This is a genomic window from Streptomyces sp. NPDC002092 (assembly GCF_053593775.1).
Genome location: NZ_JBSFDG010000025.1, coordinates 85,875 through 108,095, shown reverse-complemented (window position 1 = coordinate 108,095; position 22,221 = coordinate 85,875). Strand labels below are relative to the sequence as shown.

21 protein-coding genes are annotated in these 22,221 nt (G+C 69.6%); 16 read left to right on the top strand and 5 right to left on the bottom strand.

Translation table 11 applies throughout. From position 1 onward, the window contains the following. Positions 1–117 precede the first annotated feature (117 nt). The 4 genes from ACWCRD_RS39940 to ACWCRD_RS39925 all read left to right on the top strand — a co-directional run bounded on the left by ACWCRD_RS39940 (position 118) and on the right by ACWCRD_RS39925 (position 4,008). Complete coding sequence (locus ACWCRD_RS39940; RefSeq protein WP_450970573.1) at positions 118–762, top strand: HAD family hydrolase; 645 nt, start codon at positions 118–120, stop codon at positions 760–762. A gap of 92 nt (positions 763–854) precedes the next feature. Continuing rightward, complete coding sequence (locus ACWCRD_RS39935) at positions 855–1,583, top strand: VC0807 family protein (RefSeq protein ID WP_450970572.1); 729 nt, start codon at positions 855–857, stop codon at positions 1,581–1,583. Positions 1,584–1,661: 78 nt separating this feature from the next. Continuing rightward, positions 1,662–2,885, top strand: coding sequence for an MFS transporter (locus tag ACWCRD_RS39930; protein ID WP_450970571.1), 1,224 nt, complete (start codon positions 1,662–1,664; stop codon positions 2,883–2,885). After that, complete coding sequence (locus ACWCRD_RS39925; RefSeq protein WP_450970570.1) at positions 2,836–4,008, top strand: acetoin utilization protein AcuC; 1,173 nt, start codon at positions 2,836–2,838, stop codon at positions 4,006–4,008. Before ACWCRD_RS39930 ends, ACWCRD_RS39925 begins: the two co-directional genes overlap by 50 nt. A gap of 111 nt (positions 4,009–4,119) precedes the next feature. Here ACWCRD_RS39925 and ACWCRD_RS39920 read toward each other — a convergent pair whose 3' ends face one another. Then, positions 4,120–4,551 (bottom strand): spore-associated protein A, encoded by a 432-nt coding sequence (locus ACWCRD_RS39920; RefSeq protein ID WP_450970569.1) that lies wholly within the window; start codon positions 4,549–4,551, stop codon positions 4,120–4,122. A 207-nt stretch (positions 4,552–4,758) separates the two neighbouring features. Here ACWCRD_RS39920 and ACWCRD_RS39915 point away from each other — a divergent pair, with 207 nt between their 5' ends. From ACWCRD_RS39915 to ACWCRD_RS39895, 5 genes are all read left to right on the top strand, one after another. Continuing rightward, positions 4,759–5,574: a phosphatase gene (locus ACWCRD_RS39915; protein WP_450970568.1), complete on the top strand. Its 816-nt coding sequence runs from the start codon at positions 4,759–4,761 to the stop codon at positions 5,572–5,574. Between the two features lie 140 nt (positions 5,575–5,714). Beyond that, positions 5,715–5,924 (top strand): helix-turn-helix domain-containing protein, encoded by a 210-nt coding sequence (locus ACWCRD_RS39910; protein ID WP_016437488.1) that lies wholly within the window; start codon positions 5,715–5,717, stop codon positions 5,922–5,924. Positions 5,925–6,080: 156 nt separating this feature from the next. Then, positions 6,081–6,179, top strand: coding sequence for a 30S ribosomal protein bS22 (locus ACWCRD_RS39905; protein ID WP_003948845.1), 99 nt, complete (start codon positions 6,081–6,083; stop codon positions 6,177–6,179). A gap of 280 nt (positions 6,180–6,459) precedes the next feature. Further along, on the top strand, positions 6,460–7,521 hold the full coding sequence (locus ACWCRD_RS39900) for an NAD-dependent epimerase/dehydratase family protein (protein WP_115906640.1): 1,062 nt from the start codon (positions 6,460–6,462) through the stop codon (positions 7,519–7,521). Positions 7,522–7,535: 14 nt separating this feature from the next. Then, positions 7,536–8,588 carry a lysophospholipid acyltransferase family protein gene (locus ACWCRD_RS39895; RefSeq protein WP_450970567.1) on the top strand — a complete coding sequence of 351 codons (1,053 nt, stop codon included), beginning with the start codon at positions 7,536–7,538 and terminating at the stop codon, positions 8,586–8,588. Between the two features lie 189 nt (positions 8,589–8,777). On the opposite strand, the gene ACWCRD_RS39890 is transcribed toward ACWCRD_RS39895, so the two are convergent. The 3 genes from ACWCRD_RS39890 to ACWCRD_RS39880 all read right to left on the bottom strand — a co-directional run bounded on the left by ACWCRD_RS39890 (position 8,778) and on the right by ACWCRD_RS39880 (position 12,557). Continuing rightward, the gene (locus ACWCRD_RS39890) at positions 8,778–10,001 is read right to left on the bottom strand and encodes a DUF5667 domain-containing protein (protein WP_450970566.1); all 1,224 of its coding nucleotides are present in this window, start codon (positions 9,999–10,001) and stop codon (positions 8,778–8,780) included. A 267-nt stretch (positions 10,002–10,268) separates the two neighbouring features. Continuing rightward, positions 10,269–11,045: an ECF subfamily RNA polymerase sigma factor, BldN family gene (locus tag ACWCRD_RS39885; protein WP_365833660.1), complete on the bottom strand. Its 777-nt coding sequence runs from the start codon at positions 11,043–11,045 to the stop codon at positions 10,269–10,271. Positions 11,046–11,645: 600 nt separating this feature from the next. Next, the gene (locus tag ACWCRD_RS39880; RefSeq protein WP_123966748.1) at positions 11,646–12,557 is read right to left on the bottom strand and encodes an HAD family hydrolase; all 912 of its coding nucleotides are present in this window, start codon (positions 12,555–12,557) and stop codon (positions 11,646–11,648) included. A 161-nt stretch (positions 12,558–12,718) separates the two neighbouring features. On the opposite strand from ACWCRD_RS39880, the gene ACWCRD_RS39875 reads away from it, so the two are divergent. The 5 genes from ACWCRD_RS39875 (at position 12,719) to ACWCRD_RS39855 (ending at position 18,453) form a co-directional block, all read left to right on the top strand. After that, complete coding sequence (locus ACWCRD_RS39875) at positions 12,719–12,994, top strand: glutaredoxin family protein (RefSeq protein WP_389088845.1); 276 nt, start codon at positions 12,719–12,721, stop codon at positions 12,992–12,994. A gap of 281 nt (positions 12,995–13,275) precedes the next feature. Next, entirely contained in the window at positions 13,276–14,046 is a 771-nt protein-coding gene (locus tag ACWCRD_RS39870) for a redox-sensing transcriptional repressor Rex (RefSeq protein ID WP_450970565.1), read from the top strand. Beyond that, entirely contained in the window at positions 14,043–15,797 is a 1,755-nt protein-coding gene (locus ACWCRD_RS39865) for a glutamyl-tRNA reductase (protein WP_450970564.1), read from the top strand. Before ACWCRD_RS39870 ends, ACWCRD_RS39865 begins: the two co-directional genes overlap by 4 nt. Beyond that, positions 15,794–16,753, top strand: coding sequence for a hydroxymethylbilane synthase (gene hemC / locus ACWCRD_RS39860; protein WP_450970563.1), 960 nt, complete (start codon positions 15,794–15,796; stop codon positions 16,751–16,753). The genes ACWCRD_RS39865 and hemC overlap by 4 nt, the downstream gene beginning before the upstream one ends. Further along, positions 16,750–18,453 carry a uroporphyrinogen-III synthase gene (locus tag ACWCRD_RS39855; protein WP_450970562.1) on the top strand — a complete coding sequence of 568 codons (1,704 nt, stop codon included), beginning with the start codon at positions 16,750–16,752 and terminating at the stop codon, positions 18,451–18,453. The genes hemC and ACWCRD_RS39855 overlap by 4 nt, the downstream gene beginning before the upstream one ends. A gap of 67 nt (positions 18,454–18,520) precedes the next feature. Here the strand turns inward: ACWCRD_RS39855 and ACWCRD_RS39850 are convergent, their stop codons facing one another. Then, positions 18,521–19,936 carry an FAD-binding oxidoreductase gene (locus ACWCRD_RS39850; RefSeq protein ID WP_450970561.1) on the bottom strand — a complete coding sequence of 472 codons (1,416 nt, stop codon included), beginning with the start codon at positions 19,934–19,936 and terminating at the stop codon, positions 18,521–18,523. A 186-nt stretch (positions 19,937–20,122) separates the two neighbouring features. Between ACWCRD_RS39850 and hemB the strand changes: the two genes are divergently transcribed. Beyond that, complete coding sequence (hemB, locus tag ACWCRD_RS39845; protein WP_450970560.1) at positions 20,123–21,115, top strand: porphobilinogen synthase; 993 nt, start codon at positions 20,123–20,125, stop codon at positions 21,113–21,115. A 301-nt stretch (positions 21,116–21,416) separates the two neighbouring features. Next, positions 21,417–21,776 carry a DUF805 domain-containing protein gene (locus ACWCRD_RS39840; RefSeq protein ID WP_450970559.1) on the top strand — a complete coding sequence of 120 codons (360 nt, stop codon included), beginning with the start codon at positions 21,417–21,419 and terminating at the stop codon, positions 21,774–21,776. Positions 21,777–22,221: the final 445 nt, after the last annotated feature.

The window sequence follows — 22,221 nt, the reverse complement described above, 5'->3', positions numbered from 1 at the left end:
ACAGCGCCGATGGTACTGCAGGGGGGACCCTGTGGGAGAGTAGGACGCCGCCGAACAATTGTTGAGAAAACCCCCGCACCATTCGGTGCGGGGGTCTTCTGCGTTTAGGCTCGGGTTATGCGCTATGACCTAGTGATCTTCGACAATGACGGTGTCCTCGTCGACAGCGAGCCCATCTCCAACCGGCTCCTGGCCGCCTACCTCACCGAGTTGGGGCACCCCACCACCTACGAGGAGTCGCTTCGGGACTACATGGGCTCTGCCATGCACCGGATCCATGACCTGATCGAGGAGCGGACCGGGCAGCGGCTTCCGGAGGACTTCGACGACGTCTTCCATGCGCGGGTCTTTGCGGCGTTCGAGCGGGAGTTGGAGCCCGTTGCCGGGGCCGTCGGTGTCGTGGAGAAGCTGGCCGCTGACGGGGTGCCGTACTGTGTCGCGTCCTCCGGGAGTCATGAGCGGATCCGGGTGGGGCATCGGAAGACCGGGCTGGATCGGTGGTTCGATGACGGGCGGATCTTCAGTTCGCAGGATGTGGGGCGGGGGAAGCCGGCGCCGGACCTGTTCCTCTACGCGGCCGAGCGGATGGGGGTCGCACCGGAGCGTTGTGTGGTCGTCGAGGACAGTCCGCTGGGGGTGCAGGCGGCCGTGGCGGCCGGGATGGATGTGTACGGGTTCACCGCCATGACGCCGGCCGAGCGGCTCGTCGGGGCAACGCAACTCTTCAGTGATCTCGGGGAGTTGGCTGACCTGCTCGTATGACGTCGGCATCGGTGGGCGGCTGACATTTGTCATGCCGAGCTCCGGACGATCGTTTCTACTGGAGACCGGGTGCCGGACGCGAAGCTGAGGGCATGACGACGAACACGGTGACCCAGGGCCAGAGCAGCAACCAGACTCCCAGCGCGCTCGACAACTTCCGCCCGCTGATCGTGGATGTGGCGGTCCCGCTCGGTTCGTACTACCTGTTCAAGGACGCCTTCGGGATGAGCACCTTCGCGGCGCTCGCCTGGAGCAGCGTCGTCCCCGCGGTGCGGACCGTCTGGAGCGTGGTGAAGGAGCGCAGGACGAATGGGCTGGCGGGGCTGATCCTCGTAGTGAACGTGGTCTCCCTGCTGCTGAGCTTCGTCTCCGGTGACCCGCGGCTGATGCTCGCCAAGGACAGCGCGGTCAGCAGCACGGTCGGTATCGGCATCCTGGTCTCGGTGGCTCTCGGCCGGCCGATGATGACCGCCGGGATGAAGCCCTTCCTGGTGAAGGGCGACCCCAAGAAGGAGGCCGCGTGGCAGCGACTGGCCTCGGGCCGGGCGGCCGCCTCGGTCGACTTCCTGCGCAAGGAGCGGACGTTCTCCGTGGTCTGGGGCGTGGCGCTGCTCGCCGAGTGTGTGGCGCGGATCGTGGGGGCGTACACCGTCCCCGTGGACACCATGGTCTGGCTCGGAGGCGTCGTGATGGCCGGTGTGATGGTGCTGACCTTCCTCGTCAGCGGTGGGCTGGCCGCCGGGCCGATGGAGGAGATGCTCCGCGCCGAGGCAGAGGCCGAAGAAGCAGCCGCTCGGTACGCCATCGCCGTCGCCGCCTGACAGAGAAAGTAAAGCTGAGGGAAATTCAACTTTGGCTTGATCTACCCACAGGTAGCCCGGGGCCCTACGCTCGCCGCCATGACAGATGTGCTGCGGCGCGGTAGGGCCTCTTTGGCGTTCAGTTTCCTTGCCCAGGGCGCCACCTTCGCCCTTCTGGTGACCCGTATCCCGGCCATTCAGGACCGGTACGGGGTCTCCGACGCGCTGCTGCCCGCCTTCCTGGCCGCCGTGCCGATCCTGGCCGGCGTCGGGAGTGTGACGACCGAGCAGCTGGTGAAGCGGATACGGCCCGGTCTGCTGCTGCGGTGCCTGCAGCCCGTGGTGCTCCTGGCGCTCCTCGGTGTCGGGTCCGGGGATCAGCTGGCCGAGCTGGGGATCGCGCTGGGGGCCTTCGGGCTGGCGGTGGGCGGGCTCGACGCCTCGATGAACATGCTCGGGGTGAGCCTGCAGCGGGCGTACGGGCGCAGCATCATGCTCAGCTTCCATGCGGCGTTCAGCCTGGGCGGGATCGTGGGGGCCTCGCTCGCCTGGGTGGGGGCGCACTGGCATCTGGCGCTGTGGGTGTCGTATCTGCCGGTCGTCGCGGTGCTGTTGCCGGCCACGCTGGTCGGGAGCCGGTGGTACGTCGACTCTGGTGCCTCCGTCGGCGTGGCGGAGGAGGGGGAGGGCCAGGCGCCGGGGCAGTCCGTCGTCTTCAAGCTGCTGCTGCCGCTGTGTCTGGTGATGACCTTCGCGTACATCGGGGACTCGACCGTCTCCAACTGGAGTGCCAAGTATCTGAAGGACGTCCTCGGGAGTTCGGAGCAGCTGTCGACCGTGCCGTACAACGTGTACATGGTGACCACGCTGCTGGGGCGGTCGCTCGGGGACCTGGGGGTACGGCGGTTCGGGGCGGTGGCGGTCGTGCGGCTGGGGGCGCTGGTGGCGGCGCTGGGGTTCGCGGTGGTGGCCCTGGCGCCGGGGGCGTGGGTGGGGATGCTCGGGTTCACGCTGCTCGGGTTGGGGCTGTGTGTGCTGGTGCCGCAGACCTTTGCGGCGGCCGGGCGGCTGTTCCCGCATGCCTCCGATGCGGCCGTCGCGCGGCTGAATGTGTTCAACTACGTCGGCTTTCTGATCGGCTCGCCGCTGGTGGGTGCGCTGGGGGATGCGTGGAGCTACCGCGGGGCCATGGCCGTCCCGATGGTGTTGGTGCTGGTGACCGTGGTCTACGCCAGGTCGTTCGCTCCTCAACCGGACCGATACGGTGGCGGGCATGAGCGGCCGCGCACAGCTGATGTGGGACGAGGCAGTAACGGGCTATGACTTCGGTCCGGACCACCCGATGGATCCGGTCCGGCTCGCCCTGACCAGGCGCCTTGTCGATGCCTTCGGGCTCGACAAGGAGGTCGGGGTGGTGGCGGCGAAGCCCGCCGGGGAGTCGACGCTGCGGCTCGTCCACCGGGAGGACTACGTCGACGCGGTGAAGGCGGCTTCGGCGGATCCGGAGGCGGCGGACGGGGCGTACGGGCTGGGGACGATGGACGATCCCGCCTTCGCCGGTATGCACGAGGTGTCCGCGCTGATCGCGGGGCAGTCGGTGGGGGCCGCGGAGGCGGTGTGGCGCGGGGACGCGCTGCACGCGGTGAACTTCGCGGGCGGGCTGCATCATGCGATGCCGGGGAGTGCCTCGGGGTTCTGCATCTACAACGACGCCTCGCTGGCGATCGCCCGGTTGCTGGAGCTGGGCGCCGAGCGGGTCGCGTACGTCGATGTGGACGTGCATCACGGGGACGGTGTGCAGGCGGCCTTCTGGGAGGACCCGCGGGTGCTGACGATCTCGCTGCACGAGCATCCGCGGACGTTGTTTCCGCAGACCGGGTGGCCGGAGGAGACGGGGGCCGACTCGGCGGAGGGCTCGGCCGTCAATGTGGCGCTGCCGGCCGGGACCGGGGATGCCGGGTGGCTGCGGGCCTTCCATGCCGTCGTACCGGAACTGATCGCGGATTTCCGGCCGCAGGTGCTGGTGACGCAGCACGGGGCCGACACGCACTTCGAGGATCCGCTGGCGCATCTGGCGGTGTCGCTGGACGCGCAGCGGGCCGTGCAGGTCGCCTGCCATTCGCTTGCGCACGAGTACGCCGACGGGAAGTGGGTTGCGCTGGGTGGTGGTGGTTACGCGGTGGTCGAGGTCGTGCCGCGGTCGTGGACGCATCTTGTGGGGATCGCGGCGGGGCGGGAGATCGCCCCGGAGGCCGTGATCCCGGAGGGGTGGCGGCAGGAAGTGTTCGCGCGGACGCGGCAGTTGGCGCCGGCGCGGATGACCGATGGGCGGTGGCCGGTGTCGTACCCCTCCTGGGAGGCGGGGTACGACCCGGCGGACCGGTTGGATCAGGCTGTGCTGGCTACTCGGCGGGCTGTGTTTCCGCTGCGGGGGTTGCTGGCGTAGGGGTGCCGCTTCCCCGCGCTTGCGGGGTGCCGCTGTCTTTGGGACGGGTGCCGCCCTTAGCGGCACGATTGCCCGCAGCTACGACGGGTGCAGCGGCGCCCCCCTGGTGTGTCAGCTGCAGTGGCCCGAGTCGCCGGCCGACGCGGTGCCGATGGTGCCGGTCCACGCGACGCAGTGGCCACGGCCGTTGACGTAGACCGGGCCGGCGTAGCTCGTGTACTGGCCGGAGTCCTTGGCGGCGTTCTGGCCGCTGTCGAGAGCTGCCAGGGCGACCTCCATGTGGATCCTGGCCCCCGTGGTGTTGCGGACGGTCACGGCGCAGTTCTTGCCCTTCGACTCGTTCCAGGTCAGGTAGACCGTGCCCACCCGGGCGACCGGGGTGGAGTCGATGACCTTGTAGCCGGTGCCGCAGGCACCGTTGTACGACGCGGCTGCCGCCCTGGTGGTGGTGGCCGCCGAGGCCGGAGCGGTGGCGGCGACGGTGCCGCCGAGCGCCAGCACGGTGAGTGCGGCGGCGGTCGTGGCGCGACGGGACAGGTTCATGGTGTTCCCCCTGGTGATGTGTTGGTCGATTCGGTGGGGACGGTTGGTCGTTGCCGTCCACGCATGGTGAGACCAGGGAGCCCCCACGACGGTTGTGGGCCGTTGTGTCCCTGTTCTGTCACCAGTGTCACGGGAGCTGTTACGCCAACTGTGCGGTGTTTGCGCGTTCGTATGCCCCTCCCCGTTCCCGTCCGACACCATCGAGGTGTGTTGAGCACCGGAGCCCTGCGGGCCCATCTCCTGGCCGCCCGTCTCGCCGGGCCCGTGGCCACCTCCCGGGAGGAGAGCCTGCGCAGCTATCGGCTGTTCGCTGCCGGCGACCCCCGCGTGCTGATCGGGCTGGATCCCGAATGGACATGGGCGCAGCGGGATCTGATCGAGTTGATGGCGGACAAGTGTGGCGTTTCGGCCGATCCGAGGCATGTCTCCGGCCATGACGTGATCGATCCGGAGCGAACTCTGACCGCTCTGGATGCCTTCGCGGACCGTCTGGCCGCAGCCGCGCAGCGCGGCGCCGCTGTGCTCCTCGGCACCGGTCACCCGCACCGGCTGCTCGGCTTCTACGCCGCCTTGGCGGACGCGCTGTCGGCGGCGGGATGTACCGTCCTCACACCGGCGCATGGTCACTGTGTCGACATAACGACCCGGTTCGGTCTACGCACGTACAACCTTGACTACGTACAAGGAGTCGCGCTGGTGCGGGAACCCGGCACGTCCCGCCCCGGTTGTGCGACCGGCGCGCACACGCATTCACCGCTCCCGGTTCGTACCGCGCTGGCCGCGGCGGCCGAGGCCGGCGGGCCGCTTCCCGAGTTGGTCGTCGGGGACCACGGCTGGGTCTGCGGGGCAGGTCAGCTGGGGTTCGAGGCCATTGGGCTGGCCGATACGGACGACCCCGCGCTCTTCGTGGGAGAGGCCGAGGGGTCCGTGTCCGTCGTCGTTCCACTTGATGACGCTGTGCGGTCTGATTACTACCGGCCGCTTACCCGCTACGTACTCAATCGAGCGTGTCTGTCACAGTAGGCCAGTGATGGGCATGCGATGGGTGCACCTCTTCCCCACTCGCATCACCCGCCCCTACATTGGGGAGTGAGCACGCAGCGACGAAGAGTCACCGGAAGGGGAAGCCGGTGGCCGTCGAGTGCGGAAGGTTCAGGTGTGTCATGGCTGCTGAGCAGAGGCCTCTGAGCGAGGTTCAGTTCCTTACCGTGGCGGAGGTCGCCTCGGTGATGCGAGTGTCGAAGATGACCGTGTACCGCTTGGTGCACAGCGGTCATCTGCCCGCGATCAGGGTGGGGCGGTCCTTCCGCGTCCCCGAGAACGCGGTTCACGAGTACCTCCGCGAGAGCTACGTGGGGGTGGAAACCGCCTGACGACGTTCGCTCCGGGGGGATCCTCAGGGCACTTCGGGATCTCCCCCGGCGCCCTCGATTACGACCTCAGCGCTCGGGCGGGTAGGCTGACCCCTCGTAGGTCGTATGGGCCCATGGCGCCCAGCACCGAGTGATGAGAAGTGAGCGAGGGTAGTCGTGGGCTCTGTTATCAAGAAGCGGCGCAAGCGGATGGCCAAGAAGAAGCACCGCAAGCTGCTCAAGCGCACGCGCGTTCAGCGTCGCAACAAGAAGTAAGCGACGCTCCAGGAGCGTGTTCTGTGGCCCCCCACCGCAACCGGTGGGGGGCCACACGCGTTTGGAGTTCACAGAAGCTCCCAGAAGCGCACGGGACCTCGCGCAAGGCCTGTGCGTACGCACGTGTTTCACATGGCTTGGTCTGTTCGTATGTCTGTGGATGTCGTCACTTCGTGCATTGGGTGGTCATCACAGCGCAACATCGACCCGCTAAGTTGGCCGCACACGGGGAACGCGGCAGGCTACGAGTACCGGATGGGCTGGAAGGAAGGCGCAGATCTTGGGCAAGGTCGTGCTCGTGACCGGAGTGGCCCGCAGGCTTGGGGGCCGGTTCGTACGACGGATCCAGCGTGACCCGCAGGTGGACCGGGTCGTCGCCGTGGATGCGGTCCCACCCGAGCACCACCTGGGCGGTGCCGACTTCATCCAGGCCGACATCCGGCAGCCCACCATCGCGCGCGTGCTGGCCGAGACGGGCGCCGACACGGTCGTCCACATGGATGTGAGCGCGACCGGGCTCGGCAGCGGCAGCCGGACCGCGATCAAGGAAACCAACGTCATCGGCACGATGCAGCTGCTCGGCGCCTGCCAGAAGTCGCCGACCGTGAAACGGCTCGTCGTGAAGTCCAGTACGAACGTGTACGGGTCCGCGCCCCGTGATCCCGCGGTGTTCACCGAGACGACCCCGCCCAAGTCCCTGCCGAGCGGCGGCTTCGCCAAGGACACCGTCGAGGTCGAGGGGTATGTACGGGGCTTCGCGCGCCGGCGGCCGGATGTGGCCGTGTGTGTGCTGCGGTTCGCGAACATCCTGGGGCCCACGGCCGACACGCCGCTCGCCTCCTATTTCGCGCTGCCGGTCCTGCCGACCGTGTTCGGCTACGACCCACGGCTGCAGTTCGTGCACGAGGACGACGTGATCGAGGTGCTGCGGATCGCCTCGCACGAGCCCGAGCGGGGCACCCTCAACAGCGGCACGTTCAACATCGCCGGCGACGGCGTCCTGCTGCTCTCCCAGTGCTCCAGGCGGCTCGGCCGGCCCACGGTGCCGCTGCTGCTGCCCGCGGTCACCTGGGCGGGCTCCCTGGTGCGTACGCTGGGCATGACGGACTTCTCGCCCGAACAGATCCGGCTGCTGACCCACGGCCGGGTCGTGGCGACGGACCAGATGCGTGAGACGCTCGGATTCAAGCCGAAGTACACGACCGCGGAGACGTTCGCGGACTTCGCGCGCAGTCACGGACCCGGTCTCCTGCCGCCGGAGGCCCTTGCGGGGGCCGTCGACCGGATCGCCGCGCTGCCCCTGCCGGGCAGCGGCCACCCCCCGACGCAGAGCGCCAACTGAGGAGCGCATCAACGATGGCGGATGCCAAGGTCATTCCGTTCGACGACGACCGGTCCCGTGGGAGTGCCGTACAGCGGCCGCCGCGGCGTCGGGGCGCGGGGAGCCGACGCAAGACCGGGGAACCCGCGCTGGTCGGCGACGTCCAGCCCCTGCCCAGCAGGTCGCGCACGCAGGATGATGTTCCTGTGACGCATGAGGAACAGCCGCCCCAGCGGCCGCAGAACGACGGCGGCCTGGAACGGCGCGTCGCGAGCGGCCTGAGCTTCCTGCGCCGCCGCCTCACGGGCGACTACGAGGTCGACGACTTCGGGTACGACGAGGAGTTGACCGACCAGGTCCTGATGTCCCTGCTGCGGCCGGTGTACGAGAAGTACTTCCGGGTCGAGGTGAAGGGCATCGAGAACATCCCGTCGGAGGGCGGCGCGCTGATCGTCGCCAACCACTCCGGGACGCTTCCGCTGGACGGCCTGATGATGCAGGTCGCCGTCCACGACAACCATCCCGCAGACCGTCATCTGCGCCTGCTCGCGGCGGATCTCGTCTTCATGCTGCCGGTGGTCAACGAACTGGCCCGCAAGCTCGGCCACACCCTGGCCTGCGCGGAGGACGCCGAGCGGCTGCTGGGGCAGGGCGAGCTGGTCGGGGTCATGCCGGAGGGCTTCAAGGGCATCGGCAAGCCCTTCAGCGAGCGCTACAAGCTCCAGCGCTTCGGCCGCGGCGGCTTCGTCTCCACCGCGCTGCGCCACGGCACGCCGATCATCCCGTGCTCGATCGTCGGGGCGGAGGAGATCTACCCGATGATCGGCAACGCGAAGACCCTGGCCCGCCTGCTCGGCTTCCCTTACTTCCCGCTGACGCCGACGTTTCCGTGGCTCGGTCCGCTGGGTGCGGTGCCGCTTCCGACGAAGTGGACGATCCAGTTCGGCGAGCCGATCCCGACGGACGGCTATCCGCCGGAGGCGGCGGAGGACCCGATGCTGATGTTCAACCTGACGGACCAGGTGAGGGAGCAGATCCAGCACACGCTGTACAAGTTGTTGGTGCAGCGGCGGTCTGTGTTCTTCTGAGGCGAGGTCGGCGACTGAGGAGTCGGCGGACGGAGTCCGGCGCAGCCGTGCGAAGCCCGCGCAGCGGTGCGAGGGCGGCAGACAGGAGGGGCCAAGTTGTTGGTGCAGCGGCGGTCTGTGTTCTTCTGAGGCTTTCGTACGGCAACGGGGGCGCCCCCATGGAGAGGGGCGCCCCCGTTGCCGTACGGGCTACTGGCTTGTTTCGTTGCCTTCGATGCCTAGGCCGGGGAGCAGGCCCGGGAGTAGGGGCGGGATCGTCACGTCCGGCTCGGTGGGCGGGGACTTGGTGGAGGACGGGGAGGTGCCGGCGGTGTCCTTGGGGGGCTCGAGCAGGCCGCCGGTGCTGCCTCCGAGCAGGCCCTCGCCGGTGGGGCCGGTCGACTGGCTGGGGCTGCTGGAGTGGCTGTGCTTGGAGGAGCCGCTGCCGCTCCCGGATGTCGCGGATCCCCTGCCGGAGCCGGGTGTGCCCTTGGACGCCGGACCCGAGCCGTGGTGCTTGCCGTGGCCGCCGCCGTGGGCCGCGGACGGGGGCAGCAGGGACTGCAGCGGGGCGACCTCTTCGTCTATGGCGGCGAACACCGACGACACCTGGTTGCTGACGTCCCCGAGCTGCACCGGGAGTTTCTGGCGGAGGGCGCCCCAGACCTCGCGGTGCGAGCGGGAGAAGGCGGACAGGGCCTGGATGGGGCCGAGGGACCCGGGGTCCCGCTCGTACGCCTCGTGCAGCAGCCGGTGGCCCTCGGACGCGTCCCGCGTCATGCCCGACAGGGTGCGGCGGATCTCGCCGACGGACTCGTGATCGAGGTGGCCGCCGCCGCGGCCGCGCTCCATCAGGCGGCGGGCCTCGGCCAGCCGGGTGGAGGCCTGATCGAGGTAGGCCACTCCGCGCTCGTCGTCCCCGTCGGACAGGTAGTTGAGCTTGAAGTCCTCGATGCCGCGTTTGAGCCCGTAGAGCGAGTCGCCGGGCAGGGCGTCCGAGCTGGCGGCGGCGACTCCGCCGAAGGCGCCCGCCGCGACTCCGACGCTGAGCCCGCCCGCGGCCAGGCCCTTGGTCAGCCGCGACCGCGGTCGCAGCTTGCCCAGTGGGCTCGCCCGGTGCGCGCCGCGGGAACGCTGTTCGGGTACCGCGGTGTCCGCCGCCTCGCCGCCGGCGCCCTCCTGCACCATGGCCTCGAACGCGGCCACCAGTTGTGCTCGTTGGACGACCTTGACCTCGGGGTCCAGCTCCGGTCTGGGCAACTCGCCGAGACACTCCGTGAGGGCCAACAGACGGCCCTGCTCGGTCTGTTCCGCAGCAGCCGGGGCCGGGGCCGGTCCTTCGGACTGCTCGGCCGCCGTGCCCTGGTCCGGCTGCTCCTCCAGGGCCTGGGCGAAGGCGTTCGCCCGCCGGTGTGCCGATACGTTCGCGATCACTGGCGGCACCTCCTCTCGTGATGACGGTCGACTCCCCAGGGGGTCCTGAGGGTTGCACGCTCTGACCACATCCACACGATCGGGTGATCGGAGACGGCCAGGGAGTGACCACAGGGAGCCTGCATCCCGCACAACGAGTGTCTCGGCACTTGGGTTACGGACGACGGATGATCGGATCGGGAAGTCAACGGACTTTCACTGACAGCTAGTTGGGCATCACTGAGCGTGTACCGGTGTGTTCTGTCAGGTCCCGCGTAGGGCGTCCCGTCAGCGGGCGTCGTCCGGGAGGAGGCGGGCCAGGGTGCGTACGGCTCGGTACTGGAGGGTCTTGATGGCGCCCTCGTTCTTGCCCATCACGCGGGCGGTCTCGGCGACGGAGAGACCCTGGAGGAAGCGGAGCGTGACGCACTCCTGCTGCTGGGGGTTGAGACGTCGTACGGCGTCGAGCAGGGCGGCGTTGGAGAGGGACTCCAGGACGGAGTCCTCGGGGGAGCGCTCGACCTCGTTGGCGTCGAGCATCTCGCCGGTGGTCACCTCGAGGCGGAAGCGGCTCGACTTGAAGTGGTCGGCGACGAGGTTGCGGGCGATGGTGACCAGCCAGGCGCCGAAGTCGCGGCCCTGCCAGGTGAAGGTGCCGATGCGGCGCAGGGCGCGCAGGAACGTCTCGCTGGTGAGGTCCTCGGCGGTGGCTTTGCCGCCGACGCGGTAGTAGATGTACCGGTACACGGTGTCGCTGTACTGGTCGTAGAGGCGGCCGAAGGCGTCGGCCTCGCCGGCCTGGGCGCGTTCGACGAGGTCCATCATCCGGGCGCTGTCGCTGTCCGCGGCCGGGCGGCGGGTGGTGGTGGCACCGGCGGCGCGGCTGCGTCTGCCGACGGCGGCGGTACTGCCGTCGGCGAGGGCGTAGCACGGGCCGACGGGGGTGCTGGCTACGGCTAGGGCGGGGACGGCGTACGCGGTGGGGACGAAGCCGCGCAACAGGCTTTGGACCGTTGCGCGCAGCGTAGCCAGGCCCGAGGCGTCAACCCCGACGTGTGGGTACACGGGACTCCCAGAGGCAGAGCTTCCATCACGTGCAGTGCGGGACCTTTCACCCGTCGTAGCGACGGAGGGGTACCGGTTTGCGTCTGAGGAGAATAACGCTTCGTACAGGCGCTGCTACACCCAGTTGCTCAAATCATCGATTACGTCGCTTCTGTAACCGATTGGTGGCCTATCAAGTGCCGTAGCGTGACCGATTGTTGATCGGTATGGGGCGTGTTTCGAGTGGGAACGGGGCGTGTTGTGGCCGTGTGCAGCCAATGGGACTGGACAGGGGGTGTGGGGGTAGGTCGTGGGGATTGGCGTGTTCGAGGCGGGACCGGTTGCGGTGTGATCAGGAGTGGTGCGGGTGTCGATGTCTTCCCGCCCCCGTACCCCGTTCCGGGGCTCCGCCCCGGACCCGGTCCACCTGAAGGGGCGCGTCCTCACGCGCCGGACCGGCCGGAAGGTGCGCGGATTCGTCGGCTTGGCGCTGGAGGGGCCTGCGTAGCGGTGTTTGCCTGCTCGGCAACTGGCTTTCTGCGCAGGGTGTTTGGTTGCTCGCCGTTGGGCACCGGCGGTCCGCCCTCGGGGCGGCTTGGGCGCGCGATGACGCGATTCGGGTCAGCGGCGGCGTTTGTGGAGGGCGATCGCTGCCGCTGTGCCGCCTGCTACCGCGCCTACGCCTGCTGCTGCGGGGATGCCCACCTTGGCTGCCTTGCGGCCGGTGCGGTAGTCGCGCAGGCGCCAGTCGAGCTTGCGGGCGTGTTTGCGGAGTTTGGTGTCGGGGTTGATCGCGTAGGGGTGGCCGACCAGCGACAGCATGGGGATGTCGTTGTGGGAGTCGCTGTACGCGGCGCAGCGAGAGAGGTCGAGGCCTTCGGCGGAGGCGAGGGCGCGGACCGCTTCCGCCTTCGCGGGGCCGTGGAGGGGTTCGCCGACCAGCTTGCCGGTGTAGACGCCGTCGACGGACTCGGCCACTGTGCCCAGCGCGCCGGTGAGGCCGAGGCGGCGGGCGATCACCGTGGCGATCTCGACCGGGGCCGCCGTGACCAGCCACACCTTCTGGCCCGCGTCCAGGTGCGCCTGGGCGAGCGCGCGCGTGCCCGGCCAGATGCGCTCGGCCATGTACTCGTCGTAGATCTCCTCGCCGATGGACTGGAGCTCCGCGACGCGGTGGCCCTTCACGATGGAGAGGGCCGAGTCGCGGGCCTCCTGCATGTGTTCCGGGTCCTCGACGCCGGCCAGCCGGAACCACGCCTGCTGCCAGGCGAACTTGGCGAGGTCGCGGGTCTCGAAGAACTTGCGCTTGTACAGGCCCCGCCCGAAGTGGAAGAGGGCAGCACCTTGCATCACGGTGTTGTCGAGGTCGAAGAAGGCTGCGGCCTTGTCGTCGCCGAGCACCGGGAACTCCGGTTCCTCCGGGGGGACGTCCTGCGAGGACTTGCGCGCTGCCTCTGCCGAGGCCTCGCCTGCCAACACGCTCCGCGCCGTGGCGGAGCGCCTACGGGGAGTGAGCCATCCGAGAGCGGCCATGCCCGTGAGCATAGCCAGTTTGTTCGGTGCCTCCAGACGCGAGAGGTTTGAACGTTGTGAACTCTCCGCGACCGTGTCGTTAAAGAACTGACCTGATCCACCGCTTCCATGGTGTTTTCGCGGGTGTGCCGCCGCCCTGCGCTCGCGCGAGAATGGCTGACATGAGTCCCCTCTTCCGTCGTAAGGCCCAGGACGCCCAGAGCCGGAGCGTCACTCTCATCCGTAAGCCCGGGTGTCATCTGTGTGATGACGCACAGCTTGTGGTGGAGAAGGTGTGCGCGGAGGTGGGGGTGGCGTGGGAGGCGAAGGACATCTCCCTGGATCAGCAGCTTCACGACCAGTATTGGGAGCAGATTCCCGTGGTTCTCGTCGACGGCCGGCAGCACACCTTCTGGCGCGTGGACGAGCAGCGGTTGCGCAAGGCACTGACTGAGTAGTCCAAGTCGTCCGGAACCTCGCTTAGGATCGACGGCGACTGGTCTCGGGGGCGGGGATCGTAAGAGGAGAGTGTGCGGTTTTGCCCCCACGAGATGAGAAGCGGTGGTGCTTGTGCGCCGGTTCCGCATCAGTGCGCCGGGGGCGCGTGACCCCGGTCACGTTGGCCGGGCAAATCGGACACCATCTTTGTGCACGCGTTCACAAAGACATAGCCTGCTGTCGACGGGGCGGTCTGGGTACGTGTGACCGCCTGCAGCCCCGCTCTACCCGCAGGAGCACCGTGGCAACTGGCCGAACTCACCGACCGGCGACCCGTAGCCGAGGGATTCCCGAGGCCACCGTCGCCAGGCTTCCGCTGTACCTCCGCGCCCTGACCGCACTGTCGGAGCGCTCGGTACCCACGGTCTCCTCCGAGGAGCTCGCGGCCGCGGCGGGGGTCAACTCCGCCAAGCTGCGCAAGGACTTCTCCTACCTGGGTTCGTACGGAACGCGCGGTGTCGGCTACGACGTCGAGTATCTCGTCTACCAGATCTCGCGTGAGCTGGGGCTCACCCAGGACTGGCCGGTTGTGATCGTCGGTATCGGTAACCTCGGCGCCGCCCTTGCCAACTACGGCGGGTTCGCCTCGCGTGGTTTCCGGGTCGCCGCCCTCATAGACGCCGATCCGGCGATGGCGGGCAAGCCCGTCGCGGGGATTCCCGTGCAGCACACCGATGAGCTGGAAAAGATCATCGATGACAACGGGGTGTCCATCGGCGTCATCGCCACCCCCGCCGGCGCCGCCCAGCAGGTCTGCGACCGGCTCGTGGCCGCCGGGGTCACCTCCATCCTGAACTTCGCGCCGACCGTGCTGTCCGTCCCGGACGGCGTGGACGTACGCAAGGTGGATCTGTCGATCGAGCTGCAGATCCTCGCCTTCCACGAGCAGCGCAAGGCCGGCGAGGAGGCCGAGGCCGCGGGTCCCGACGGCTCGGGGCCCGTCGCCGCGGCCCGCCAGGAGTCCGCCGAGCAGGGGCCCGACGGGGACGTACCCGCCGTGATGCCGGCATGAGTCTCCTCGTCGTCGGGCTGAGCCACCGCAGCGCCCCGGTCAGCGTCCTGGAGCGGGCCGCGCTGAGCGCGGACGCCCAGGTCAAGCTGGTGCAGGACACGATTGCCGCGGAGCCCGCCACCGAGGCCGCGGTGCTCGCGACCTGCAACCGCATCGAGCTGTACGCCGACGTCGACAAGTTCCACGCCGGTGTCGCCGAGCTGTCCACGCTGCTCGCCCAGCACAGCGGGGTGGGGCTGGACGAGCTCACGCCCTATCTGTACGTCCACTACGAGGACCGGGCCGTCCACCATCTGTTCTCGGTGGCTTGCGGGCTCGACTCCATGGTCGTGGGGGAAGGGCAGATCCTCGGGCAGATCAAGGACTCGCTGGCCAAGGCGCAGGATCTGCACAGTGCCGGGCGGCTGCTGAACGACTTGTTCCAGCAGGCGCTGCGGGTGGGCAAGCGTGCGCACTCCGAGACCGGGATCGACCGGGCCGGGCAGTCGCTGGTCACCTTCGGGCTGGAGCAGCTGGCGTCCGGGGCGGATGTGCAGGGGTGGGCCCGGGGGAAGAAGGCGCTGGTCATCGGGGCGGGGTCGATGTCCTCGCTGGCCGCTGCGACGCTGGCGCGGGCCGGGGTCGGCGAGATCGTGATCGCCAACCGTACGGGGGAGCGGGCCGAGCGGCTTGCCGAGATCTTGAACGAGGGCTCCGACCAGGGCGTGCTGGCCCGCGCGGTGCCGATGGATGCGGTGTCGGGTGAGCTGACACGTGCCGATGTTGTGGTGTCTTGTACCGGGGCCACTGGGCTTGTGCTGTCTGCCGGCGCGGTTGCTACGGCGGTGCAGGGCCGTGTGGTTGACGGGGCGCCGGAGGCTCGTGCGGGCGCCGGGGCGGTTGCGCAGCCCGGCGGGAACGGGGTGCCGCCCGCGCCCACCCGTGCCGCCCCAGCGGCACGACTGCCCGCAGGCTCCGCGGATGAAGAGAACTGTCCGCTTGATCTTCCTGCTGTGCAGCAGGGGTTCTCCGTCATGGGGGAAGCTGCCGTTGCCGGGATGGATGCGGCGACCCTGGAGCAGCATGCCGTCTGGGTGGACAACGGGGACGTCGACCGGCGTGAGGCGGCCCGGCGGGCGCCCGAGGCCGATGCCGAGCTGATCACCGCGCTCGCCGCCACCGTGGCCACGGTCGGGCGGATTCCGGAGCGCCGTAAGGCCGAGCCGGTCGTCGAGGCTCCGCGGCCCGCGCCCGTGCTGTTCCTCCTGGACCTGGCGATGCCCCGCGACATCGACGCTGCCGTCCACCGGCTGGCCGGGGTGCGGCTCGTCGACATCGAGTCGCTCGCCGAGGCCTCCGCGGACGCTCCGATGGCGGCCGACGTCGACCAGGTCCGCCGTATCGTCGCGGACGAGGTCGCGGCCTTCGGGGCGGCGCTCAGGGCCGCGCACATCACCCCCACCGTGGTGGCCCTGCGCACCATGGCCGCCGATGTCGTCGCCAATGAGATCGCGCGGCTCGAGGGCCGGCTGCCCGGGCTAGACGACAAGCACCGCAGCGAGATCACCCAGACCGTCAAGCGCGTCGTCGACAAGCTGCTGCACGCGCCGACCGTACGAGTCAAGCAGCTCGCGGCCGAACCGGGCGGGGCAGGGTACGCAGATGCCCTGAGGACCCTGTTCGACCTCGACCAGGAAGCGGTGGCCGCCGTCTCCCGGGCCGAGGGCGCCGAAGATGAATCTGAGAACAGCAAGAACCGAGGGCCGGCATGAGTAGCAAGGCATTGAGACTTGGGACGAGGCGAAGCAGACTCGCCATGGCCCAGTCCGGGCAGGTGGCGGACGCCGTGAGCCAGGTGACCGGACGGCCCGTCGAGCTCGTCGAGATCACCACCTACGGCGACACCTCCCGCGAGCACCTCGCGCAGATCGGCGGCACGGGTGTGTTCGTCACGGCGCTGCGCGACGCACTGCTGCGGGGTGAGGTCGACTTCGCGGTTCATTCGCTCAAGGACCTGCCCACCGCGCAGCCCGAGGAGCTGGCGCTCGCCGCCGTCCCGCTGCGTGAGGACCCGCGTGACGTGATCGTCGCCCGGGACGCGCTGAAGTTCACCGACCTGCCGCGCGGGGCGCGCATCGGTACGGGTTCGCCGCGCCGCATGGCGCAGCTGAACGCGTACGCGCGCAGCCACGGGCTGGACATCGACACGGTCCCGATACGGGGGAACGTGGATACCCGGATCGGGTACGTGCGGGACGGTGAGCTGGACGCCGTGGTCCTCGCCGCCGCCGGACTCAACCGGATAGGCCGCAGCGGTGAAGTGACCGACTTCCTGTCGGTCGACACCGTTCTGCCCGCCCCCGGCCAGGGGGCACTGGCGATTGAGTGTGCCGCGGACAACGCGGACCTGATCGCCGCGCTCGGAGAGCTCGACGACCCGTTCACCCGGGTCGCCGTGACCGCCGAGCGGTCACTGCTCGCCGCCCTGGAGGCCGGCTGCAGCGCCCCTGTGGGCGCACTGGCCGACCTTCTGGCCGACGGGCAGGTTGTCAAGGAAATGCGCCTGCGGGGCGTCGTCGGTACCACCGACGGCTCCCGCACGGTGCAGCTGTCCACCACCGGTCCCGTGCCCGAGACGTACGACCAAGCAATGGCGCTCGGCCGTGAACTCGCTGCCGAGATGCTTGCCCAGGGCGCGGCCGGTCTGATGGGGGAGCGAGCACATTGAGCCCCACCACTCTTCCCGCCGGCCTTGAACACGGGCACGTCACCTTCCTCGGTGCCGGACCCGGGGATCCGGGACTGCTGACTCTGCGCGCCGTGGAGGCGCTGGCGAACGCGGACGTCCTCGTCGCCGAGCACGACGTGCTCGACGTGGTGCGTCAGCACGCCAGACAAGGCGTCGCCGAGGTGCACACGGACGGGGGTCCTTCGTCGGACCCGCTTCCGGGCACGGGCACACCTCAGCTCGCGGTTGTTGACAGCTCGTCAACAACCGCTGGGGTCCCCGCGGTACGGGATGCCGCACATCTTGTCATGGAGGCCACGCGGGGCGGCAGGCGGGTCGTCCGTGCGGTGTCCGGGGACCCCGGACTCGATGCGTACGCCGCCGAGGAGATGCTCGCCTGCGCCGCCGCGGGCGTGCCCTTCGAGGTCGTGCCCGGTGTCGCCGCGGCCGTCGGCGTGCCCGCGTACGCCGGTGTTCCGCTGCGCGACGCCGAGGGCGCGGACGTGCGGTTCGTGGACGCCCGTACCGCCTCGGACCGGTGCTGGACGGAGGTGGGCGTCTCCGACGGGACGGTGGTCGTGTCGACGACCCTCGACTCCGTGGGCGCGGCCGCGGGTGAACTGGTGTCGGCCGGCCGTAAGCCGGACACGCCGATCACCGTGACGGTGGCCGGTACGACCACGCGTCAGCGGACCTGGACGGCGACGCTGGGGAGCATCGCCCAGACGCTGAAGCAGGCCAAGGTGCTGCCCTCACCCGAGGGCGCGCGGCCGGTGATAGCCGTGGTCGGTGAGCGTTCCGCCGCCGCCCAGCGCGACCGGCTGTCGTGGTTCGAGTCCAAGCCGCTGTTCGGCTGGAAGGTGCTCGTGCCGCGTACGAAGGAGCAGGCGGCTTCGCTCTCCGACCAACTGCGGTCCTACGGGGCCGTACCGCACGAGGTGCCGACCATCGCCGTCGAGCCGCCGCGCACGCCCCAGCAGATGGAGCGGGCCGTGAAGGGGCTCGTCACCGGGCGGTACGAGTGGATCGCGTTCACCTCGGTCAATGCCGTGAAGGCGGTCCGGGAGAAGTTCGAGGAGTACGGGCTCGATGCCCGGGCGTTCGCGGGGATCAAGGTCGCCGCGGTGGGGGAGCAGACCGCGAAGGCGCTGGTCGCCTTCGGGGTGAAGCCGGATCTGGTGCCGAGCGGGGAGCAGTCGGCTGCGGGGCTCCTTGAGGACTGGCCGCCGTACGACCCGGTGTTCGACCCGATCGACCGGGTGTTCCTGCCGCGGGCGGACATCGCCACGGAGACCCTGGTCGCCGGGCTGATCGAGCTCGGCTGGGAGGTCGACGACGTCACGGCCTATCGGACCGTGCGGGCGTCGCCGCCGCCGGCGGAGACGCGGGAGGCGATCAAGGGCGGCGGCTTCGACGCCGTTCTCTTCACGTCCTCGTCGACTGTGCGGAACCTGGTGGGCATTGCCGGGAAGCCGCACAACGTGACGGTGATCGCGTGTATCGGTCCGGCCACCGCCAAGACCGCTGAGGAGCATGGGCTGCGGGTGGATGTGATGGCTCCGGAGCCGTCCGTGCACAAGTTGGCTGAGGCGCTTGCCGATTTCGGGCTGCGGCGTAGGGCTGCCGCCCTGGATGCCGGGGATCCTGTCACTCGGCCGAGTGAGCGGCGGCCGGGGGCCAGGCGGCGGCGTACGACCTGAGGTGCGTGGGGGTGCGCGGCCCTGGGGGCTGCGCACCCAGACCCCCATCGGCCCAAGGGCCTCGTCCTCAAACGCCGGACGGGCTGGAGGTTGCCGTCACCGTATGCCCATAGCGCAGCAGGTTGTCCGGGTCGTAGTGCGCCTTCGTTCTGCTCAGGCGGGTGTAGACCTCGTCCGTCCAGGCACGGGCCACGTCCTTTTCGTCGCCTGGGCGGCCGTGGAGGTTCACCAGGGTGTGGCCGGTGCTCCACGGGGACACGGCGTCGTGGAGGGCCGTGGTGGCTGATTCCACGGCCGCTGCGGTGCCAGGGTCGGGCAGGACGCCGACCGTTTCCAGGAGGTAGCCGGCGTCGCGGGCGCAGATGGCGTCCTCGACGGGGGCCGGGCGGGAGAGTTCGCCGCCCATGTGGCGGAGTTCGATCAGCAGCAGTGGGAGGTCCGGGACGGCCGGGCCCGCCTGGGCCAGGAACGCTCTCTGCGCGTCCGGGGGCAGCGCCCTGAGCAGGGTGCAGGCCTCGCGGGCGGGGAGCGGGTCGTGCGGGTCCAGGTAGATGCGGTCCATGGCGCCGTACGGCATGTCCTCCACCGTGTCGATGACGACGGGCGCGGCCGTCCGGACAGGGGTCAGGAGGCTCTCGCCCTCCTTCGGGTCGCCGGTCCAGGCGAGGGCGACGCGGGCCCAGAAGCCGCCGCGCAGGGGCTCGGGGATCTGCGGGATCGGCGGCAGGCGCAGGATCGTGTACGCGCTGCACATCTCGGTGGGCAGGGTGGTCGTCCAGTCGGTCCAGGTGCGCAGGACCGCCTCCGCGTGTTCGCCGGAGAAGTAGACGCCGCCGCCGAGGACCGAGGGCAGCGGGAGCAGTTCGAAGGTCAGCTCGGTGACCACGCCCACGTTGCCCTTGCCGCCGCGCAGGGCCCAGAAGAGGTCCGGTTCGGTGTCGGCGGTCACCGTGCGCAGGGTTGCGTCCGGGGTGACGACCTGGACGGAGCGGACCCGGTCGGCCGCGTAGCCGTAGGCCCGGCCGAGGACGGGCAGACCGCCGCCCAGGGTGTAGCCGACGACGCCCGCGTCCGAGGACGACCCGTTGAGCGGGGCGAGGCCGTACGGGGCGGCCGCCTCCAGGACGTCGCGCCACCTCGCCCCCGCGGCGACCGTCGCGGTGCGTTCGGCCGGGTCGATCGTCACTTCGGTCATGCGGGTGGTGCTGATGAGCAGGCCGCCGTCGATCGGGAAGTTCGCGCCGTGACCGGTGGCCTGGACCGCCACCGGCGTCTTAGTGGCCGCGGCCCAGCGCATCGCCGTCACGATGTCGTCGACGCCCGCCGCTCCGACCACGATGTCCGGGTTGTGGATGGCCGACAGATTGAAGCCGGTGACCTCGGCCACATAGGCGTCGTCACCGGGGCGCAGGACCGGGCCGTGGATCTCGGACAGGGCGAACAGGTCCGGGGCCTGATGCGGGGTGTGGTGGGTGGCGGTCATCGCGTCCTCCTCCTTCGCGCAGGCAGCAGCCGTGCGCGGCGAGGGGACGGGGGCCTGGTCCTTGCTCCTGGCTGTATTTTCAGGATGGACCCCGTGAGTGCGGGCCGCATCGCGGGGGACGAGCGGCTGCTCAGGCCCGACATACCGTCGGCAAAGGTGCTTGTGGGCCGGGCGTAGCGTAGGTGCATGACGAAGTACGGATCCTTCCCCGGCACGCGGCCGCGGCGGCTGCGGACCACCCCCGTCATGCGGCGCATGGTCGCCGAGACCCGGCTGCACCCGGCGGACTTCATCCTTCCCGCCTTCGTGCGCGAGGGCGTCTCCGAGCCCGTGCCGATCTCCGCGATGCCCGGTGTCGTCCAGCACACGCGCGACAGCCTGAAGAAGGCGGCCGCCGAGGCGGTGGCCGCCGGGGTCTCCGGGATCATGCTGTTCGGCGTGCCGGAGGAGGAGAAGAAGGACGCCCTCGGGACGCCGGGGACCGACCCGGACGGGATTCTGCAGCTCGCGATCCGTGATGTGCGGGCCGAGGTCGGGGACGACCTCCTGGTCATGTCGGATCTCTGTCTCGACGAGACGACCGATCACGGTCACTGCGGGGTGCTGGACGCGCAGGGGCGCGTCGACAACGACGCCACGCTCGAGCGGTACGCCGAGATGGCGCAGGTCCAGGCCGACGCGGGCGCCCATGTGGTGGGGCCCAGCGGGATGATGGACGGCCAGATCGGGGTCATCCGTGACGCGCTCGACCAGATCGGGCGGGAGGACGTGGCGATCCTCGCGTACACGGTGAAGTACGCGTCCGCGTTCTTCGGGCCGTTCCGGGAGGCCGTCGGCTCGTCCCTGAAGGGGGACCGGAAGACCTACCAGCAGGATCCCGCCAATGCGCGTGAGTCGCTGCGGGAGCTGGCGCTCGACCTCGAAGAGGGCGCCGACATGGTGATGGTGAAGCCGGCGGGACCGTATCTGGACATCCTCGCGCGGGTCGCGGACGCGGTGGACGTGCCGGTCGCCGCCTACCAGATCTCCGGCGAGTACTCGATGATCGAGGCCGCCGCCGAGAAGGGCTGGATCGACCGCGACCAGGCGATCGTGGAGGCGCTGACCGGGATCAAGCGGGCGGGCGCGCAGAACATCCTCACGTACTGGGCGACCGAAGTGGCGGAAAAGTTGCGCTGATTCGCACTACGGATGGGGATACGTCAGGCCTCGAATCGGCCACTGACCAGCATCGGAATGCACTCGGTTCGGCAACGGAAGCGACTCGGATCCGGGAACTGAGGCCCCCCGCCCCGCGGTTGCCAGCCGTTCCCTGTGATCAGCGGCGGGTCCGGGGCCGATTCGCGGTGGATCTGTCCGAAAAGCGCTCAACCCTTGCGCTGTACACACCGAATTGACGAGTTCTCGTCAGTGTCCATACGTTCTCGCCTGGCCTGATCCGTTCCGGATGGTCCGAACGTCGATCCCTGGGGGGACACACATGAGCTGGTTCATCGAGGCGCTGAAGAAGTACGCGGTGTTCAGCGGTCGCGCGCGGCGCAAGGAGTACTGGATGTTCGTGCTGTTCACGGCGATCATCTACGCCGTGCTGCTCGGCATCGGCCTCGCGATCAAGGCGCCGATCATCGCGATCGTCTTCTACGTCGCGATCCTGCTGCCCAGCCTGGCCGTCGGCGTCCGCCGTCTGCACGACACGGGCCGCTCCGGCTGGTGGCTCCTGTTCGGGATCGTCCCGCTCGTCGGCGGTATCACCCTGCTGGTCTTCAGCTGCTCCGACAGCCAGCCGGGCGTGAACAAGTACGGCCCGAACCCGAAGGAAGCGGTTCTGGCCCACGCCTGATCCTCTGAGCATGGAGGCCGCCCGGTCCACGACCGTGCGGCCTCTTCGCGTTCCGTACGGCGGGAGTGTGCCCGGCGGGAGCGTGCAGGGAGTGGTTCGTTGCCGGGCCCTCGTCCTTGAGGCCCTTCCCGTCCCTGCACCCCGTCAGCGCGAACACGGCGAGTACCAGGGCGGTGACGGCGAAAAGGCAGGTGCGACGGGCTCGGGCGGGCATGGTGGTACGTGCCTTCCGTGGACGGTGGGGCTGGGGGGTTCCAGCCTGAGCGGTGATCGGCTTTGCGCGCCACAGTCTGTGGACGATTCGGGACGCCGAAGCCAGGGGATGGCCTCTGACCTGCGGGGATGTCGCGTCCCAAGGGTTCGGTACGGGACGCTTCCGGGGCGTGGGACCTGTGAGATCACGGTGCGGCCCACGGCAAGTGCCGTCGACGGCTAGGTTGTTGGC